The organism is Hydrogenophaga sp. L99, assembly GCF_058731905.1.
In genome coordinates, this window is sequence record NZ_CM178972.1 from 1,480,335 (window position 1) to 1,496,625 (window position 16,291).

The following is a 16,291-nucleotide window of genomic DNA, read 5'->3' on the forward strand; positions in this document are numbered from 1 at the left end:
GCCAAATTATGAACAATGATCGGGTTCAACTCAATATTTGATCAAATTTGAGTGGCGCCTGGATGTTGAGCGGACGAAAAAAACGCGGCCTAGGCCGCGTCTTTGGGGGTGAAAAACGCTGCTTCGCAGCGCCAAGCTCACTCCACCTTGGCTTTTTCGCGCAGCTTATTTTGAAACTCAGACAGCTTCTGCTGCTGCATCTGCTGGGCAATTTGCGGCTTGACCTCGTCAAACGCGGGCAGCTGGGCCTGGCGCACGTCGTCCACGCGGATGATGTGCCAGCCGAACTGGCTTTTCACCGGCGCAGCGGTCATCTGGCCTTTGTCCAGCTTCACCATGGCTTCGGAAAACTCCGTTACGTAGCTGCCGGCTGCAGCCCAGTCCAGGTCGCCACCGTTGGCACCGGAGCCTGGGTCTTTGGACTGCTTTTTGGCAATGTCTTCAAAGCTGGCACCGCCCTTGATGGACGCGATGATGGCCTTGGCTTCGTCTTCCTTTTCCACCAGGATGTGGCGGGCACGGAATTCCTTGCCGGCGTTGGCCGCGGCAAACTTGTCGTATTCGGCCTTGATGTCGGCGTCGGTCACCGGGTTTTTCTTCTGGAAGTCGGCAAACAGCGCACGGATCATGATGGTCTGGCGGGCCAGTTCCATCTGGGTTTTGTATTCGGCAGTGGCTCCAATACCGCGCTTCTGGGCTTCCTGCATGAAGATTTCACGCAGCACCACCTCTTCTTTCAACTGGGCGCGCACCGTGTCGTCCACCGGACGGCCCGAAGCGGCCACCTGCTGTGCCAGCGCTTCCACGCGCGCGGTAGGCACGGCCTTGCCATTCACGATGGCCACGTTTTGGGCCGCAGCCCAGGGAGCGGCTGCAATCAAAGCGGCCGCGGTCAGGGCCGTCAGGGAGAATTTCATGGTGTTCCTCGGGGTGAAAAAAGGTGGGAGCCGCCGCACAGGGCCGGGTTTCAGCAAACAGGTATCCAAACGTAGGCAGGTAGTTCAGGCCAGAGCACGCTTTTTAAAGCCCCGCTGTTCGTGGCCCAGCCAGGGCTCAAGCCTTGATTTCAATGGCCAGTGCGTGCATGCCTGCATCGGTGAATTTTTGCAGCGCATCATACACAAGGCGGTGCTGTGCCACGCGGCTGCGCCCGGCAAACGCGGGGCCGCCAATGCGCACCCGAAAGTGGGTGCCGTAGCCCATGCCGTTGGAGCCGGCATGGCCGGCGTGGTCGGCGCTTTCGTCCAGCACTTCCAGCAGCGTGGGCGACAGCGCTTCACGCAAGCGAGCTTCCAGCGCCGGAGCGGTGGGAATGAAGTCTTGATCGCTCATGATTTTTCAGCCTCGTTGCCGTCGTCTTTGATGTAACGCGCGATGTAAAGGCCTTGGCCAATGATGAACACGACCGGGAAGATGTAGCCCCAGAGCTTGAAGTTCACCCAGTCTTCGGTGGAATAGTAGGCCGCCACATAGCCGTTGATGGCCGCCATGAACAGGAAATAAGCCACCCAGATGACCGTTAACCGCCCCCAAACGGCAGTGGGCAGCGTGAGCTGGCTACCCAGCAAAATTTGCAGGAAGTTCTTCTTCCAGCCCCAGAGCGCCGCGCCCAGCACGATGGCCATGCTGGCATACAGCACGGTGGGCTTCCACTTGATGAAGCGCTCGTCTTGCAGCACCAGGGTGAGCACGCCAAACACCAGCACCAGTACCAGCGTCACCTTTTGCAGGGTCTGCAGTTTGCGGTCAATGCCGTAAATGATGCCGGTCTGCAACACCGTGGCGGCCATGAGAACGGCGGTGGCGGTGTAGATGTCGTGCAGCTTGTAGGCTGCGACAAAAAGGGCAATGGGGAAAAAGTCAATAAGAAAACGCATGGGCGGATTATCGGGCTTGCGCGGTTGACCGATGGTGCGGCCCAAGATGGGCCCACAGTTTGCCCAGCCGTTGCCGATAAGAAAACCATCAGAGCCTGCACCTGGCCGAACGCCGGTGCACCGCGCATTCTTTGTTTCCCTGTGTGAAGGTGGTTTATGAGCGACGACGACCAGTTTGAGAGTTTCAAGGTGTCCCTGGCGGGGTTTCTGGGGCAGACCAACGCCCTGGTGGACCGGGTGCTGTCAGACGAGGCGAGCAAGTCGCACCTGATGCCGCTGGTGCCCTGGGTCAGCGAAGTCATGTCGGCTTCGCTGGAGACCGATTTCATGGAAAAAGTGGCGCTGGCTTACTGGTCGCGCATGGGCATGACGTCGACGTCGACCCCGGCGCGGTTGAAAATTTTGGAGCTGGACGGTCTGGCGGTCGCCATCCGCCACAGCCTGGCGCCGGAGGGCGAGTCGAAGGACGGCACGTCCACCTTTGCGCAGATTCACCTGTTGAGCGTGTGCAGCCTCACGGTGGGCAGCCTGCTGGACGCCATTGGCGAGATGTTTCCCCTGGTGCGGGGTATTTTGCGGTCCACCCAGGACGCAATTGACGTGGCGCGCAGCTGAGGGGTAGGGCGTCTGCCCGTCCTGTGCCCGTGTGGAACTTGGTGCGGTAACTGGGCTCTATGCTTCAGTTCGTTAACCCAACACCGCTACACACATGGACACCCTGGAACAAAAGTCGATTCTCTCAGTGGCCTTGCTGGCCGCATTTGCCGACGGCCACAAGGCCGACACCGAGCGCGAAGCCATTCGCCGGCTGGCCGACACGCTGGGCCACGAATCCGGCGGGGCTGGGCTGGCCCAGCTTTACCAGGACGTGCTGCTGCAGCGCGTGTCGCTGGCCGACGCCGTGGCCGGCCTGAACGGGCCGGGGCAACGCCAGCTGGCCTATGAAATGGCCGTGTGCGTTTGCGACGCCGATGGGCGCCAGAGCCCGGCCGAGGCCAGCTTTCTCGCCGACCTGAAAGCCCGCCTGAACCTGGATGCGGGTGAGGCGCAGGCTTTTGAGGCGGACGAGCGTGCGTTGCTGAACGCGACCGACGCCGCTGTGCCCGTGGTGGTTCCAGCAGCACCGGCCACCACCAGCGCCCCAGTGGCACCGGCACCGGCACAGCAGGTGCAGGCCGCACTCAATGCCGATCTGGACAAATCCATCCTGAAATACGCCATGCTCAACGGGGCACTGGAGTTGCTGCCGCAGTCGTGGGCCTCCATGGCCATCATTCCGCTGCAGGTGAAGATGGTCTATGGCATTGGCAAAGCCCACGGGGTGGAGCTGGACCAGGGGCACATACGCGAGTTCATCGCAGCGGTGGGCGTGGGTCTCACGTCCCAATACCTGGAGCAGTTTGGCCGCAAGCTGCTGGGTGGGCTGCTGGGCAAAGCGGCCGGGCGCACGGTGGGCCGACTGGGCGGGGCGGCTACCGGCATGGCGTTTTCGTTTGCCACCACCTACGCGCTGGGCCAGGTGGCCAAGCGCTACTACGCGGGCGGGCGGGTTATGAGCACCGCCTTGCTGCGCGAAACGTTTCAAAACCTGCTGGGGCCAGCCAAACAGATGCAGGCGCAGTACCTGCCGCAGATCCAGCACCAGGCACAAACGCTGGACGCGGCCAAGGTGCTGGCCATGGTGCGGGGCGCCTGACAAAAAACGAAACGCTGGCGGTGCCAACCGCTGGCTTGGCGGTCAGGTGCTTCAGTGGGCCGCAGCCAAGGCCTCGCCAGCCATGGCCGCTGCCGCAATGCTCAGCGAGCGCAGCCGCAGCTCGGGTTCATACACATCGCTCACCAGCATGAACTCGTCGGCCTCGGTGGCTTGCGCCAGCGTGTTGAAGCCTTCGCGCACGGTTTCAGGCCCGCCAATGACGGCGGCGGCCAGAAAGTCGGCAATGCCGGCGCGCTCCTGGGGGTGCAGGTGCTGCATGAAACCGTGCACCGGCGGTGGCAGTTGGCCACGCCGCCCGGTCAGTATGCCCAGCACGCGCTGGTAGGTGCTGCTGGCCAGGTAGTCGGCTTCGTCGTCGGTGGGCGCGGCAATGAGGGGCACGCCGACCAAGGCGTAGGGCTTGTCCAGCGTGGCCGACGGCCGGAACTGGCTGCGGTACACGTCGAGCGCCTGCAGCAGCAAGCGCGGGGCAAAGTGCGAGGCAAAGGCGTAGGGCAGGCCGCGCTGGGCCGCCAGTTGTGCTGAAAACAGGCTGGAGCCCAGCAGCCAGATGGGCACGTTGGTGCCCGCGCCGGGCATGGCAATGAGGCGCTGGCCGGGCTGTGGCAGCCCCAGCAGCTGCTGCAGTTCGGCCACGTCTCGCGGAAAGTCGGCTTCGGTTTCCACCCGGTCGCGGCGCAGGGCGCGCATCGTCAGCGGGTCGGTGCCGGGGGCGCGGCCCAGGCCCAGGTCGATGCGGTTCGGGTACAGCTCGGCCAGCGTGCCAAAGGCCTCGGCCACCACCAGCGGCGCGTGGTTGGGCAGCATGACGCCACCCGAGCCGACGCGGATGCGCTGCGTGCCGCCCGCAATGTGGCCCACCAGCACCGCGGTGGCCGAGCTGGCAATGCCACTCATGTTGTGGTGCTCGGCCAGCCAGTAGCGCTTGAAACCCAGCGTTTCAGCGTGCTGCGCGGTGCGCAGCGCCACGGCCAACGCGTCGGCCACGCTGCGGCCTTCGCGCACGGCCACCAGGTCGAGCATGGACAGGGAAATGTCGGCCAGTTTTTTCATCTTCGAATCTCCATGGTGCCGGGGCGCCACCCGCCACGCACGAAAAAACGCCATCCCAGGGCACAGCCGGGCTGGCTCCGCCAGACGGCCAGTGCCGCCCCCCTTGAGGGGGGTGACGCGAAGCGGCGCGGGGGGTGCTTCTTCATGCCGGCAAAAAGCCATCCACCGACAGGTAGCGCTCGCCGGTGTCGTAGTTGAAGCCCAGCACCACGGCGTTGGCCGCCAGGTCGGGCAATTTTTGGGCAATGGCGGCCAGCGTGGCGCCGGACGAAATGCCCACCAGCATGCCTTCTTCGCGGGCGCAGCGGCGGGCCATTTCGCGGGCGGGCTCGGCATCCACCTGGATCACGCCGTCGAGCAAGGTGGTGTCGAGGTTGCCGGGAATGAAGCCGGCGCCAATGCCCTGGATGGGGTGCGGCGCCGGGCTGCCACCCGAAATGACGGGCGACGCCACCGGCTCCACCGCGTACACCTTGAGCTGTGGCCAGTGGGCTTTGAGCACCTGGGCGCAGCCGCTGAGGTGACCGCCCGTGCCCACACCGGTGATGAGGGCGTCGATGCCCTCGGGGAAGTCGGCCAGGATTTCCAGCGCGGTGGTGCGTGCATGCACGGCGGTGTTGGCCGGGTTGTTGAACTGCTGGGGCATCCAGGCGCCGGGTGTGGCGGCCACGATTTCTTCGGCACGGGCAATGGAGCCCTTCATGCCTTTTTCGCGCGGCGTGAGGTCAAACGATGCGCCGTAGGCCAGCATGAGGCGGCGGCGCTCAACCGACATGCTGTCGGGCATGACGAGGATGAGCTTGTAGCCCTTGACCGCAGCCACCATGGCCAGGCCAATGCCGGTGTTGCCCGAGGTGGGCTCGACGATGGTGCCGCCGGGCTGCAGGGCGCCGCTGGCCTCAGCGTCTTCCACCATGGCCAGGGCGATGCGGTCTTTGATGGAGCCACCGGGGTTGCTGCGCTCGGACTTGATCCACACCTGCTGGGTGGCGCCGGCAAACAGCCGCTGCAGGCGCACATGCGGCGTGTGGCCGATCGTTTCAAGGATGTTCTGGGCTTTCATGGGGTGTCCTGTTCGGGGCTTCAGCTTATTTGCCGCTTGGGGTCTGGTGGTCGAGCGAGGCCGAGTTCATGCAGTAGCGCAGGCCGGTGGGCGCCGGGCCGTCTTCAAACACGTGGCCCAGGTGCGCCCCGCACTGGCTGCACACCGTTTCCACGCGGGTCATGCCCAGGCTGCGGTCGGTGATTTCGGTGATGGCGCCCGGAATCGCCTGGGAGAAACTGGGCCAGCCGCAGCCGGCGTCAAACTTGGTGCCGGCGTCAAACAGGTGGTTGCCGCAGCAGATGCAGTGGTAGCTGCCGTCGGCCCAGACCTGTTCAAACTTGCCGGTGAACGGGCGCTCGGTGGCGGCGTGGCGGGTCACCTCAAACGCATGGCGCTCGGCGCCTTTGCTGGCTAGCAGGTCGCGCCATTCGGCTTCGGTTTTTTCAATCGGGTAGGTCATGTCAATCTCCTCAGGGGAATCGGTGCGCTCATGTGAAGGGCAGGGTACCGCACTCGCGGTTCAAGACGAGCAGCTGATTTCAATCTGTGCAGCCCACTCGGGCGGAAAGTCGGCCAGGTCGTCGCAGCCGGGCAGGGCGTCAAATGGTTGTTCCAGCGCCGCCTGCAAGCGCTGCAGACGAGAAAAATCGCCCTCGCGGGCACGCTGAATGGCGATTTCACCCAGGTGGTTGCGCAGCACCACCTGCGGGTTGGTGCGCAGCATGCGGGCCTGGGTGCCCAGCGGGTCAAAGCCGGGCTGGCTTTGCAGCCGGCTGCGCCAGTTTTGCGCCCAGACGTCAAACGCCTCGCGCTGCAAGAACAGGTCTCGCACGGGCTCCAGGGCGCGGCGGGCCTCGGCTTCTGCCGCGCCGGCTGCCGCAAAACCTGCCACGGCGTGGCTCAGGCGGCGCCAGGCGATCGTGAAGTCCACCGCGTCTTTGGCCATGAGTTGCATGAACTGCTCGGTCAGCGCTTCGTCACCGGGTTGCACGCTGTCCAGGCCCAGTTTGGCGCCCATGCGCTGTTGCAAGGCGGCCGGAAACACGGTTTTGAAGGGCTCCAGCGCGTCAAGTGCCTCTTGTTGCTCGTCCATCAGCGGCAGCAGGGCCTGGCCCAGACAAAACAGGTTCCAGTAGGCGATGTTGGGCTGGCGGTGGTAGGCGTAGCGGCCACCGCTGTCGGTGTGGTTGCAAATGTGGGCGGGGTTGAAGGCGTCCATGAACTGGAACGGACCGTAGTCGATGGTCATGCCCAGGATGCTCATGTTGTCGGTGTTCATGACCCCGTGGCAAAAGCCCACCGCCTGCCATTGCGCCACCGTGTGGGCGGTGCGCTCGCTCACGGCTTCTAGCAGATGCGCATAGGGATTGCCACTGCGTTCCAGGCAGTGCGGGTAGTGGTGGGCGATGACGAAATCGGCCAACTGGCGCAGCTGGGCGTGTTGCCCGCTGTGCGAGAAATGTTCGAAATGGCCGAACCGGATGAAGCTGGGTGCGGTGCGCGTCACCACGGCGGCGGTTTCGATCTCTTCGCGGCGCACCGGCGCGTCGGAGCCGGTGATGCACAGCGCCCGGCTGGTGGGAATGCCCAGCGCGTGCATGGCTTCGCTGCACAGAAACTCGCGGATGGAGCTGCGCAGCACGGCCCGGCCGTCGCCCATGCGCGAATACGGCGTGAGCCCGGCGCCCTTGAGCTGCACTTCTTGCGGGCCTTGTGGCGTGGCCAACTCGCCCAGCAAAATGGCCCGCCCGTCGCCCAGCTGGCCTGCCCAGTGGCCAAACTGGTGCCCGCTGTACACACTGGCCAGCGGGCGCATGCCGGGCAACAGCCGGTTGCCGGTGAAGGTGTGCAGGGCTTCGTCGCTCTGGAGCCAGGCGGGGTCCAGGCCCAGTTCACGCGCCAGGTTCAGGCTGGTGCCCACCCAGTAGGGTGCGGGCAAGGGGGTGGGGCGCAGTTCGGTGTGAAAGTCGGGGCCGAGTTCGGCGAACCGGTGAGACCAGTGGCTGGGGTGGTCAGCTAGGGGAGCAATCATGGGTTTCATTGTCTCCCAGACGACTTGAGCCCACACCTGAGCGGGCTTTCGGGGGCAACCCGGGGGCGGCCCGCAGGCCGGGTGCGGCATGATGACAGCTGTCGCTTTAAATTCGTTGTTGCTACCCAAGGAGATGCCCCATGCTGGGACAAATGCAAAGCCAACCGCTGCTGATTTCCTCGCTCATCACCCACGCTGAGCGCCACCACGCCACCGGCGAAATCGTGTCTTGCCGGGTCGAAGGCGACATCCACCGCACCACCTGGGGCCAGATCGCCAAGCGCTCGCGCCAGGTGGCCAACGCGCTGGACAGTCTGCACCTAGCCTTTGGCGACCGCGTGGCCACGCTGGCCTGGAACGGCTACCGCCACCTGGAGCTGTACTTTGGCGTCAGCGGCACCGGCCGCGTGCTGCACACGCTGAACCCGCGCCTGCACCCCGAGCAACTGGCCTGGATCATCAACCACGCCGACGACCGCGCCATCTGTTTCGACATGACCTTCCTGCCTTTGGTGCAGGCGGTGGCAGCCAAGTGCCCCGGCGTGAAACACTGGGTGGCCCTGTGCGACGCCGACAAACTGCCCGCTGACAGCGGCGTGCCCGGCCTGCTGAGCTACGAGGCCTGGATGGCCCACCAGAGCGACGCCTACCTGTGGCCCGATCTGGATGAAAACAGCGCATCAAGCATGTGCTACACCAGCGGAACCACCGGCAACCCCAAGGCCGCGCTGTATTCGCACCGCTCCACCATCCTGCACGCTTACAGCGCAGCGTTGCCCGATTCGCTCAACCTGAGCGCCCGCGACTGCGTGTTGCCCGTGGTGCCCATGTTCCACGTCAATGCCTGGGGCATCCCGTACTCGGCCGCGGCCACTGGCTGCAAACTGGTGTTTCCCGGCCCGGCGATGGACGGCAAGTCCATCTACGAACTGCTGGAAAGCGAGCAGGTGACCATGGCTGCTGGCGTGCCCACGGTGTGGCAGATGCTCCTGGGCCACATGCAGGCGGGCGGGCTGAAGTTCAGCACCATGAGGCGCACGGTGATCGGCGGCTCGGCCTGCCCGCCGGCCATGATCAACACTTTCAACAACACCTACGGCGTGGCGGTGCTGCACGCCTGGGGCATGACGGAAATGTCGCCCCTGGGCACGGTGTGCACGCTGAAAAATGCCCAGCTGGCGTTGTCGCCCGAAGCGCAGACCCAGGTGCTGCTCAAGCAGGGGCGCGCGGTGTACGGCGTGGACATGAAGATCGTGGACGAAGCCGGCGTGGAGCTGCCATGGGACGGCAAAACCTATGGCGACCTGCTCGTGCGCGGGCCGTGGATCATTGCCAGCTACTTCAAGGGGGAGGGCGGCGACCCGCTGCGCTACGACGCCGCGGGCAAAGGCTGGTTCCCCACCGGGGATGTGGCCACCATCGACGCCGACGGTTTCATGCAGATCACCGACCGCAGCAAAGACGTGATCAAGTCAGGCGGCGAGTGGATCAGCTCGATTGACGTGGAGAACATCGCCATGGCCCACCCGGCTGTGGCGATGGCGGCCTGCGTGGGCATGAAACACCCCAAATGGGACGAGCGCCCGATTGTGGTGGTGGTGAAAAAGCCGGGCACCGAGGTGTCGCGCGACGAACTGCTGGCGTTCTACGAAGGCAAGATCGCCAAATGGCAGGTGCCTGACGACGTGGTGTTTGTGGACGCGATTCCGCTGGGCGCGACCGGGAAAATGCAAAAAATGACGCTGCGCCAGCAGCTCAAGGACTACGTGTTGCCAGGGCTGTGAACAAGCTTGGGCCGACAATGCTCCTATGACGAACCCCCTGCAGATCAAGCGTCCATTGGCCCAATCAAGCTCCCACCCCAGAGCCGCGCGTTGGCGCGGTTGGGTTGGTGCTGTGTGGTCTGGGGCGTGTCTGGTGCTGGCTCCCTGGGGCGCGCAAGCGGCCAGCCCGTTGCCGCTGCAAGGCCAGACGGTGCGCATCGCCTTCATCGACCCGCTCTCAGGACCTGCAGCCGACATTGGCCGCAACAGCCTGCGCAGCTGGCAGTTCATGGCCGAGCACAAGGGCGGCGGCGCCAACCCGGCGGGCGTGCGCTTTGTGGTGGCGGGTTTTGACAACAAGGGTTCGCCGCAAGAAAGCCTGAACGCGCTCAAGGCGGCCATCGACCAAGGCTTTCGTTACATCGTTCAAGGCAACGGCTCGGGCGTGGCTGCGGCCTTGAGCAACGCCATTGCCCGGCACAACCTGCGCAGCCCCGAGCGTGCGGTGGTCTTTATCAACTACGCGGCCATGGACCCGGAACTGACGAACGAGAAATGCAATTTCTGGCATTTCCGCATCGACGCCGACACCGCCATGAAAATGCGCGCCATGACAGGCTTCATGGCAGCACAGCCCGATCTGCGCCGGGTGTATCTGCTCAACCAGAACTACGCACACGGTCAGCAGTTTTCCCGCTATTTCCGGGACACCATGGCGCAGCAGCGGCCCGACGTGCAGATCGTGGGCGATGAGCTGCACCCGCCCTTTCAGGGCCACGATTTCACTCCGCACGCGCGCAGCATCCAGGCCTCGGGCGCACAGGCGCTGGCCACCGGCAACTGGGGTGCCGACCTGCGTGACCTGGTGAAGGCCCTGCACAAGCAAGGCGTCTACCTGCCGATTTACGCCTATTACCCGGCGCTCAAAGGGGTGCCAGAGGCGCTGGCCGAAACCGGTGGGCGCCTGCCGGTGTATCAGGTGGCCTACAACCACAGCAACCAGGCCGGGCCCATTCAGGCGCTGGCCACCGCCTTTCGCAAGCAATACGGTGAAGACCTGACCATTTACGCCAGCTACGACGGCATCGAAATGCTGAGCCACGCCATGGCACACGTGGGCTCAACCGATCCCGCAAGGGTGGCGGGGCGCCTGAGCGGCATGATCTTCAAAGGCTTCAACGGGCCGGTGCACCTGCGGGCTGACGACCACCAGCTGCTCAAGGGGCTCTATGTGTCGCGCTGGCAAAAAGTGGACGCCACCCACCCCAGAAGCGCCGAAGAAACGGGCTACACCTTTGCCCCTGTGCAGTACATGGACGCGGCCCAGATCAGCGGCCCCACCAGCTGCCAGATGCAGCGGCCTTGAAGCGCCCCCACAGGCGCCAACTGAGCGCTTCGAATGTATGCAAATGCTACGGTTGTGCTAGCGCACAGTCACTTGCGCGATAGCGTCTAGGGGCAATCCCTGAGCGCTGGCTTACACCAAAAAGGTACGCTGGCGTTTTGCCACCCACCAGGAGACCGTCCATGAATTTCGCTCTCAAATCGATTGCTGTTGCTGCCATGTCTTTGTCGCTGGCGAGCGCCTTTGCCCAGAAGGGCGAGACGGTCAAGATCGCCTGGATTGACCCCCAGACCGGTCTGATGGGACCGGTGGGCAACAACCAGCTCAAGAGCTGGCAGTTTTTTGCTGAAAAGTACTCAAAGAGCAACCCCGCTGGCGTGAAATTTGAAGTGGTGGGCTTCGACAACAAGCTCAGTCCCGCCGAAAGCCTGACCGCCATGCAGGCGGCCATTGACCAGGGCGTGCGTTACCTGGCCCAGGGCAACGGCTCGTCGGTGGCTGGCGCGCTGATCGACGCGGTGAACCGCCACAACGCGCGCAACCCCGGCAAGGAAGTGATCTTCCTCAACTACGCGGCCGTGGACCCAGATTTCACCAACAGCAAGTGCAGCTACTGGCATTTCCGCTTCGACGCCGACACGTCGATGAAGATGGAAGCCATGACCACCTACATGAAGGACAAGACCGACGTCAAGAAGGTCTACCTGTTTAACCAGAACTACTCGCATGGCCACCAGGTGGCCAAGTTTGCCAAGGAAAACCTCAAGCGCAAGCGCCCAGACATCCAGATCGTGGGTGAAGAGTTGCACCCGCTGGCCCAGGTGCGCGACTTCGCGCCCTACATCGCCAAGATCAAGGCTTCCGGCGCCGACACCGTGATCACCGGCAACTGGGGTTCTGACCTGGCGCTGCTGGTCAAGGCCGCCAACGAAGGCGGTTTCGACGGCAAGTTCTACACCTACTACACGGGTGTCACCGGCACCCCCACGGCACTGGGCAAGGGCGGCGAAGGCCGCGTCTACCAGGTGGCTTACAACCACTACAACATGGGCGAACCCATGAAGGGCTGGATGGCCGAGTTCAACCAGCGCTTCAAGGATGACATGTACACCGCCGCCATCCCCAACATCTACGCCGCGCTGGGCGATGCCATGGCCAAGGCCAAGTCCACCGACCCGGTGAAGGTGGCGGCCACGCTGTCGGGCCTCAAGTTCAAGGGCTTCAACGGCGAGGTCGAGATCCGCAAGCTGGACCACCAGTTGCAGCAACCGCTGTACATCACGCGCTGGCAAAAGACTGATGCCAAGCACCCCTACAGCGCCGAAAACACCGGCATGACCCTGGTGCCTGTGCAGGAGTACCCGGCCTACGTGGCCAGCACGCCCACCAGCTGCCAGATGAAGCGCCCCTGAACGCTCGCTGGTGACGCACTGCTTTCGGGCCGCTTGCACCGGCGGCCCGAAGGTATGCTTTGCGCCTGTTCTTGACGCGTGACCCTTTGACGGGACACGCCCCATCTCCCTTTTTCTTTTGGACCCTGCACGAAGGTCCGGAAAGTCACACGCCGTGGAGTTCTTCATCATCTCCATGCTCAACGGGTTGAGCTATGGGCTCCTGCTGTTCATGTTGAGTTCGGGTCTGACCCTGATCTTCAGCATGATGGGGGTCCTGAACTTTGCCCACGCGAGCTTCTACATGCTGGGCGCCTACATCGGTTATTCGATTGGGCAGGTGGTGGGTTTCTGGCCAGCGCTGCTGCTCGCCCCGCTGGCCGTGGGCATGCTGGGCGCGTTGTTTGAACGGCTCAGCCTGCGCAAGGTGCACAAGTTTGGCCACGTGCCCGAGCTGCTCGTCACCTTTGGCCTGTCCTACATCATTCTGGAACTGGTGCAGCTGGTCTGGGGCCGCACGGCGGTGCAGTTCCGTCCGCCCGAGGTGCTGCAGGGCTCAGCGCTCACCCTGGTCAGCCATGCCACCGACGGGCTGAGCCTGGTCTGGGGCAGGGCGCCGGCCGAGATGTGCGGCGCCGTGGTTCAGACCATCTGCTCACCCTTTCCCGCCACCCGTGCCTTCATGATGCTGGTGGCCGTGGTGATGCTGGCCAGCGTGTGGCTGCTGCTCACCCGCACCCGCGTCGGGCTGGTGATTCAGGCCGCGCTCACCCACCCCGAGACGGTGGAAACCCTGGGCCACAACGTGCCGCGTGTCTTCATGCTGGTGTTTGGCGCCGGTACCGGCCTGGCCGGGCTGGCCGGCCTCATTGGCGGCAGCACCTTCGTGACCGAGCCGGCCATGGCCGCCACGCTGGGTTCACTCATTTTTGTGGTGGTGGTGGTGGGCGGGCTGGGTTCGCTCTCGGGTGCGTTCCTGGCGTCCATCATCATTGGCGTGGTGCAGACCTTTGCCGTGGCGCTGGACCACTCGCTCATCGGGCTGTTCCAGGGCATGGGACTGCCACTGTCCGAGGCCTGGCAAGACAACTCGGTGCTCAAACTCACCATCTCGCAGGTGGCGCCCATCCTGCCCTATCTGTTCCTTGTCCTGGTGCTGATCTTCCGGCCCAAGGGCTTGTTGGGCACCCGGGAGACCTGACACCATGGCATCCACTCACTACAGTTTCAAACCCTACAACGTCGGCCGTTGGGTGATCTGGTCGCTGTTTGCGCTCGTTCTCCTGTTTGCGCCCAAGGTGTTCACCAGCAACCTGTCGGTGTCCATGCTGGCGCAGATGGGCATCGCCATCATTGCCTGCCTGTCCTACAACATGCTGCTGGGACAGGGCGGCATGCTCAGTTTCGGGCACGCGGTCTACACCGGGCTGGGTTCGTACATGGCCATTCATGCCCTGCTCAGGGTGTCCGAAGGCGCGCTTTCACTGCCGGTGAGCATGGTGCCGCTGGTGGGTGGCCTGGCCGGTATGTTTTTTGCCGTGCTGTTTGGTTATGTCACCACCAAAAAAGCCGGCACCACCTTCGCCATGATCACGTTGGGCATGGGCGAGCTGGTGTTTGCCATGTCGCTCATGTTTTCCGAGTTTTTCGGCGGTGAAGCCGGTGTGACAGCCGACCGCGTGGTGGGCGATGCGGTCATGGGCATCACCTACGGCCCGGGTGTGCAGGTGTACTACCTGATCGCGGTCTACACCTTTGTCAGCGTGGCGCTCATGTTTGCCTTCACCCGCACACCGCTGGGCCGCATTCTCAATGCCGTGCGCGACAACCCGGAGCGCGTCGAGTTCATTGGTTACAACACGCAAATGGTGCGTTACCTGGCGTTCATCATTGCGGGGTTCTTTGCGGGCATTTCCGGTGGTCTGGCCGCCATCCAGTTTGAAATCGTCACCGCCGAGGTGGTGGGGCCGATCCGCTCCGGGGGCTACCTGCTGTTCACCTTCCTGGGCGGCGCCACCTTCTTCTTCGGGCCCATCATCGGCGGCATTTTGATGGTGCTGGCCTTTGTGCTGTTCTCGGAAATTACCAAGGCCTGGCTGCTCTACCTGGGACTCATCTTTTTGTTCATGGTGATGTATGCGCCGGGCGGCATTGCCAGCCTGATCATGATGAACCTGCGGGTGGCTGCCTTTGGCCGGCTGCGCGAGCTTTGGGTGAGTTACCTGGCTCTGGCACTGACCGCGCTGGTGGTGCTGGCCGGTGCGGGCGCGCTGATCGAGATGGTCTACCACCTTCAGCTGAGCACTGCCATGGGAGAGACCGTGAGGTTTCTGGGCGTGACCCTGAACACGCAGGCGGCCGACAGCTGGTTTGGTGGCGTGTTCGTCATGCTCACCGGCATGGGCCTTTTTGAGGTCACGCGGCGCATGTTCATGCAGCAGTGGTCGGCCATCCAGACCGACATTGAAAAAGAAATCAAGCGCCGGGAGACCCAATGAGCACCCAACACGCGACCCCTGCGGCGCCCGCTGCCGCGCCGTTTGACCAGTCCATGAGCCACATCCATGCCGGTGGCTACGCGCTGGAACTGCGCCAACTGCACAAGAACTTTGGCAAGACGGAGATCATCCGGGGCGTTGACCTGGCGGTGCGCAGCGGCGAGCGGGTGGCCATCATCGGCCCCAATGGCGCCGGCAAGTCCACCTTGTTCAACCTGATTTCGGGCCGCTTTGCCCCCACCAGCGGCGACATCTTGCTGGGCGGCCAGCGCATCAACGGCAAAAAGCCTTTTGAGATCAACCGCATGGGGCTGTCGCGCAGCTTCCAGATCACCAACATCTTCCCCAAGCTCAGCGTGTTTGAAAACCTGCGCTGCGGCGTGCTCTGGAGCCTGGGCTACAAATACACCCTGTTTCGCTTTCTGGCCGACATGGACGACGCCAACGACCGCGCCGAAGAGCTCATGCAGATGATCCGGCTGGACAAAAAGCGCGATGTGTTGGCCATGAACCTGACCTACGCCGAACAGCGTGCGCTGGAAATCGGCATCACCATCGCGGGCGGTGCCGGCGTGATCTTGCTGGACGAGCCGACCGCGGGCATGAGCAAGAGCGAAACCACCCGCTTCATTGACCTGATCCGCGAGGTGACGGTGGGCAAGACCCTGCTGACCGTGGAGCACGACATGGGCGTGGTGTTTGGCCTTGCCGACAAGATTGCGGTGGTGGTGTACGGCGAGGTGATTGCCTTCGACACCCCGGAAGCGGTGCGTGCCAACCCGAAGGTGCAAGAGGCTTATCTGGGTTCGGTGCTGGCCGACGAGCAGGCCGCATCGGTCGGACACTGAGGAAGACCGCACCATGCTGAAAATCGAAAACCTTCACGCTTACTACGGCAAGAGCCACGTGCTGCACGGCGTCTCGTTTGAAGTGGGCAAGGGCGAGATCGTGGCGCTGTTGGGGCGCAACGGCTCGGGACGCTCCACCACGGCCAAAGCCATCATGGGCCTGGTGGACTGCACCGGCACCATCACCTGGAAAGGCCAGTCCATTCAGGGCAAAAAGCCGTTTGAGATTGCGCACATGGGCCTGGGCTATGTGCCCGAAAACCGCGATATTTTTCCCAAGCTCACCGTGCACCAAAACCTGTTGCTGGGCCAGAAAGGCAAAGGCAAAGGCTCGCGCTGGAGCTTTGACGACATGTACGCCATATTTCCCCGCCTGAAAGAGCGCGAGCACACCGAAGCGGGTGTGCTTTCTGGCGGTGAGCAGCAAATGCTGACCCTGTGCCGCACGCTCATGGGCGACCCGGACCTGATCATCATCGACGAGCCCACCGAGGGCCTGGCACCCAAAATTGTCGAGCTGGTGGGGCAGTACCTGCAAACCCTGAAAGTGCGTGGCGTGTCGGTGCTGCTGATTGAGCAGAAGCTCACCATTGCCATGGCCATCTCAGACCGGGCGCTGGTTATGGGGCACGGCAGCATCGTGTTTCAGGGCACGCCAGACAGCCTGCGGGCCGACCCTTACACCCGAAAAGAGTGGCTGGAGGTTTGAACGCTGCCTGCGC

16 protein-coding genes are annotated in these 16,291 nt (G+C 63.6%); 9 read left to right on the plus strand and 7 right to left on the minus strand.

Annotated elements, in window-relative coordinates; translation table 11 throughout:
• Positions 1-137: 137 nt before the first annotated feature.
• From AC4QBL_RS06990 to AC4QBL_RS07000, 3 genes are all read right to left on the minus strand, one after another.
• On the minus strand, positions 138-917 hold the full coding sequence (locus AC4QBL_RS06990; RefSeq protein ID WP_472901245.1) for a peptidylprolyl isomerase: 780 nt from the start codon (positions 915-917) through the stop codon (positions 138-140).
• Positions 918-1,053: 136 nt separating this feature from the next.
• Positions 1,054-1,332, minus strand: coding sequence for a BolA family protein (locus AC4QBL_RS06995; RefSeq protein ID WP_472901246.1), 279 nt, complete (start codon positions 1,330-1,332; stop codon positions 1,054-1,056).
• Positions 1,329-1,877 carry a septation protein A gene (locus AC4QBL_RS07000; protein ID WP_472901247.1) on the minus strand — a complete coding sequence of 183 codons (549 nt, stop codon included), beginning with the start codon at positions 1,875-1,877 and terminating at the stop codon, positions 1,329-1,331. Before AC4QBL_RS07000 ends, AC4QBL_RS06995 begins: the two co-directional genes overlap by 4 nt.
• 156 nt (positions 1,878-2,033) lie before the next feature.
• Between AC4QBL_RS07000 and AC4QBL_RS07005 the strand changes: the two genes are divergently transcribed.
• Positions 2,034-2,492 (plus strand): hypothetical protein, encoded by a 459-nt coding sequence (locus AC4QBL_RS07005; protein WP_472901248.1) that lies wholly within the window; start codon positions 2,034-2,036, stop codon positions 2,490-2,492.
• Between the two features lie 94 nt (positions 2,493-2,586).
• Complete coding sequence (locus AC4QBL_RS07010) at positions 2,587-3,573, plus strand: YcjF family protein (RefSeq protein ID WP_472906302.1); 987 nt, start codon at positions 2,587-2,589, stop codon at positions 3,571-3,573.
• A 51-nt stretch (positions 3,574-3,624) separates the two neighbouring features.
• Here the strand turns inward: AC4QBL_RS07010 and AC4QBL_RS07015 are convergent, their stop codons facing one another.
• From AC4QBL_RS07015 to AC4QBL_RS07030, 4 genes are all read right to left on the minus strand, one after another.
• Complete coding sequence (locus AC4QBL_RS07015; RefSeq protein ID WP_472906301.1) at positions 3,625-4,647, minus strand: LLM class flavin-dependent oxidoreductase; 1,023 nt, start codon at positions 4,645-4,647, stop codon at positions 3,625-3,627.
• A gap of 142 nt (positions 4,648-4,789) precedes the next feature.
• Positions 4,790-5,710: a cysteine synthase A gene (cysK, locus tag AC4QBL_RS07020; protein WP_472906300.1), complete on the minus strand. Its 921-nt coding sequence runs from the start codon at positions 5,708-5,710 to the stop codon at positions 4,790-4,792.
• 25 nt (positions 5,711-5,735) lie between these two features.
• On the minus strand, positions 5,736-6,152 hold the full coding sequence (msrB, locus tag AC4QBL_RS07025; protein WP_472906299.1) for a peptide-methionine (R)-S-oxide reductase MsrB: 417 nt from the start codon (positions 6,150-6,152) through the stop codon (positions 5,736-5,738).
• Positions 6,153-6,212: 60 nt separating this feature from the next.
• Complete coding sequence (locus AC4QBL_RS07030) at positions 6,213-7,733, minus strand: protein adenylyltransferase SelO (protein ID WP_472901253.1); 1,521 nt, start codon at positions 7,731-7,733, stop codon at positions 6,213-6,215.
• A gap of 131 nt (positions 7,734-7,864) precedes the next feature.
• On the opposite strand from AC4QBL_RS07030, the gene AC4QBL_RS07035 reads away from it, so the two are divergent.
• From AC4QBL_RS07035 to AC4QBL_RS07065, 7 genes are all read left to right on the plus strand, one after another.
• Entirely contained in the window at positions 7,865-9,508 is a 1,644-nt protein-coding gene (locus AC4QBL_RS07035; RefSeq protein ID WP_472906298.1) for a 3-(methylthio)propionyl-CoA ligase, read from the plus strand.
• 133 nt (positions 9,509-9,641) lie between these two features.
• Positions 9,642-10,853 carry a branched-chain amino acid ABC transporter substrate-binding protein gene (locus tag AC4QBL_RS07040; RefSeq protein WP_472906297.1) on the plus strand — a complete coding sequence of 404 codons (1,212 nt, stop codon included), beginning with the start codon at positions 9,642-9,644 and terminating at the stop codon, positions 10,851-10,853.
• A gap of 161 nt (positions 10,854-11,014) precedes the next feature.
• Positions 11,015-12,244, plus strand: a complete 1,230-nt coding sequence (locus AC4QBL_RS07045; protein ID WP_472901256.1) for a branched-chain amino acid ABC transporter substrate-binding protein — start codon at positions 11,015-11,017, stop codon at positions 12,242-12,244.
• Positions 12,245-12,398: 154 nt separating this feature from the next.
• Complete coding sequence (locus AC4QBL_RS07050; RefSeq protein WP_472901257.1) at positions 12,399-13,424, plus strand: branched-chain amino acid ABC transporter permease; 1,026 nt, start codon at positions 12,399-12,401, stop codon at positions 13,422-13,424.
• Between the two features lie 4 nt (positions 13,425-13,428).
• On the plus strand, positions 13,429-14,721 hold the full coding sequence (locus AC4QBL_RS07055) for a branched-chain amino acid ABC transporter permease (RefSeq protein WP_472901258.1): 1,293 nt from the start codon (positions 13,429-13,431) through the stop codon (positions 14,719-14,721).
• 53 nt (positions 14,722-14,774) lie between these two features.
• A complete protein-coding gene (locus tag AC4QBL_RS07060) occupies positions 14,775-15,569 on the plus strand; it encodes an ABC transporter ATP-binding protein (RefSeq protein ID WP_472906479.1) in 795 nt (264 codons plus the stop codon).
• A gap of 13 nt (positions 15,570-15,582) precedes the next feature.
• Complete coding sequence (locus AC4QBL_RS07065; RefSeq protein WP_472906296.1) at positions 15,583-16,278, plus strand: ABC transporter ATP-binding protein; 696 nt, start codon at positions 15,583-15,585, stop codon at positions 16,276-16,278.
• Positions 16,279-16,291 lie beyond the last annotated feature (13 nt).

Coding starts and splice junctions, on each gene's coding strand:
- AC4QBL_RS07000 (WP_472901247.1), bottom strand. CDS start 1,877: ATGCGTTTTCTTATTGACTTTTTCCCCATTGCCCTTTTTGTCGCAGCC.
- AC4QBL_RS07065 (WP_472906296.1), top strand. CDS start 15,583: ATGCTGAAAATCGAAAACCTTCACGCTTACTACGGCAAGAGCCACGTG.
- AC4QBL_RS07015 (WP_472906301.1), bottom strand. CDS start 4,647: ATGAAAAAACTGGCCGACATTTCCCTGTCCATGCTCGACCTGGTGGCC.
- AC4QBL_RS07045 (WP_472901256.1), top strand. CDS start 11,015: ATGAATTTCGCTCTCAAATCGATTGCTGTTGCTGCCATGTCTTTGTCG.
- AC4QBL_RS07010 (WP_472906302.1), top strand. CDS start 2,587: ATGGACACCCTGGAACAAAAGTCGATTCTCTCAGTGGCCTTGCTGGCC.
- AC4QBL_RS06995 (WP_472901246.1), bottom strand. CDS start 1,332: ATGAGCGATCAAGACTTCATTCCCACCGCTCCGGCGCTGGAAGCTCGC.
- AC4QBL_RS07005 (WP_472901248.1), top strand. CDS start 2,034: ATGAGCGACGACGACCAGTTTGAGAGTTTCAAGGTGTCCCTGGCGGGG.
- AC4QBL_RS06990 (WP_472901245.1), bottom strand. CDS start 917: ATGAAATTCTCCCTGACGGCCCTGACCGCGGCCGCTTTGATTGCAGCC.
- AC4QBL_RS07060 (WP_472906479.1), top strand. CDS start 14,775: ATGAGCCACATCCATGCCGGTGGCTACGCGCTGGAACTGCGCCAACTG.
- cysK (WP_472906300.1), bottom strand. CDS start 5,710: ATGAAAGCCCAGAACATCCTTGAAACGATCGGCCACACGCCGCATGTG.
- AC4QBL_RS07035 (WP_472906298.1), top strand. CDS start 7,865: ATGCTGGGACAAATGCAAAGCCAACCGCTGCTGATTTCCTCGCTCATC.
- AC4QBL_RS07055 (WP_472901258.1), top strand. CDS start 13,429: ATGGCATCCACTCACTACAGTTTCAAACCCTACAACGTCGGCCGTTGG.
- AC4QBL_RS07030 (WP_472901253.1), bottom strand. CDS start 7,733: ATGAAACCCATGATTGCTCCCCTAGCTGACCACCCCAGCCACTGGTCT.
- msrB (WP_472906299.1), bottom strand. CDS start 6,152: ATGACCTACCCGATTGAAAAAACCGAAGCCGAATGGCGCGACCTGCTA.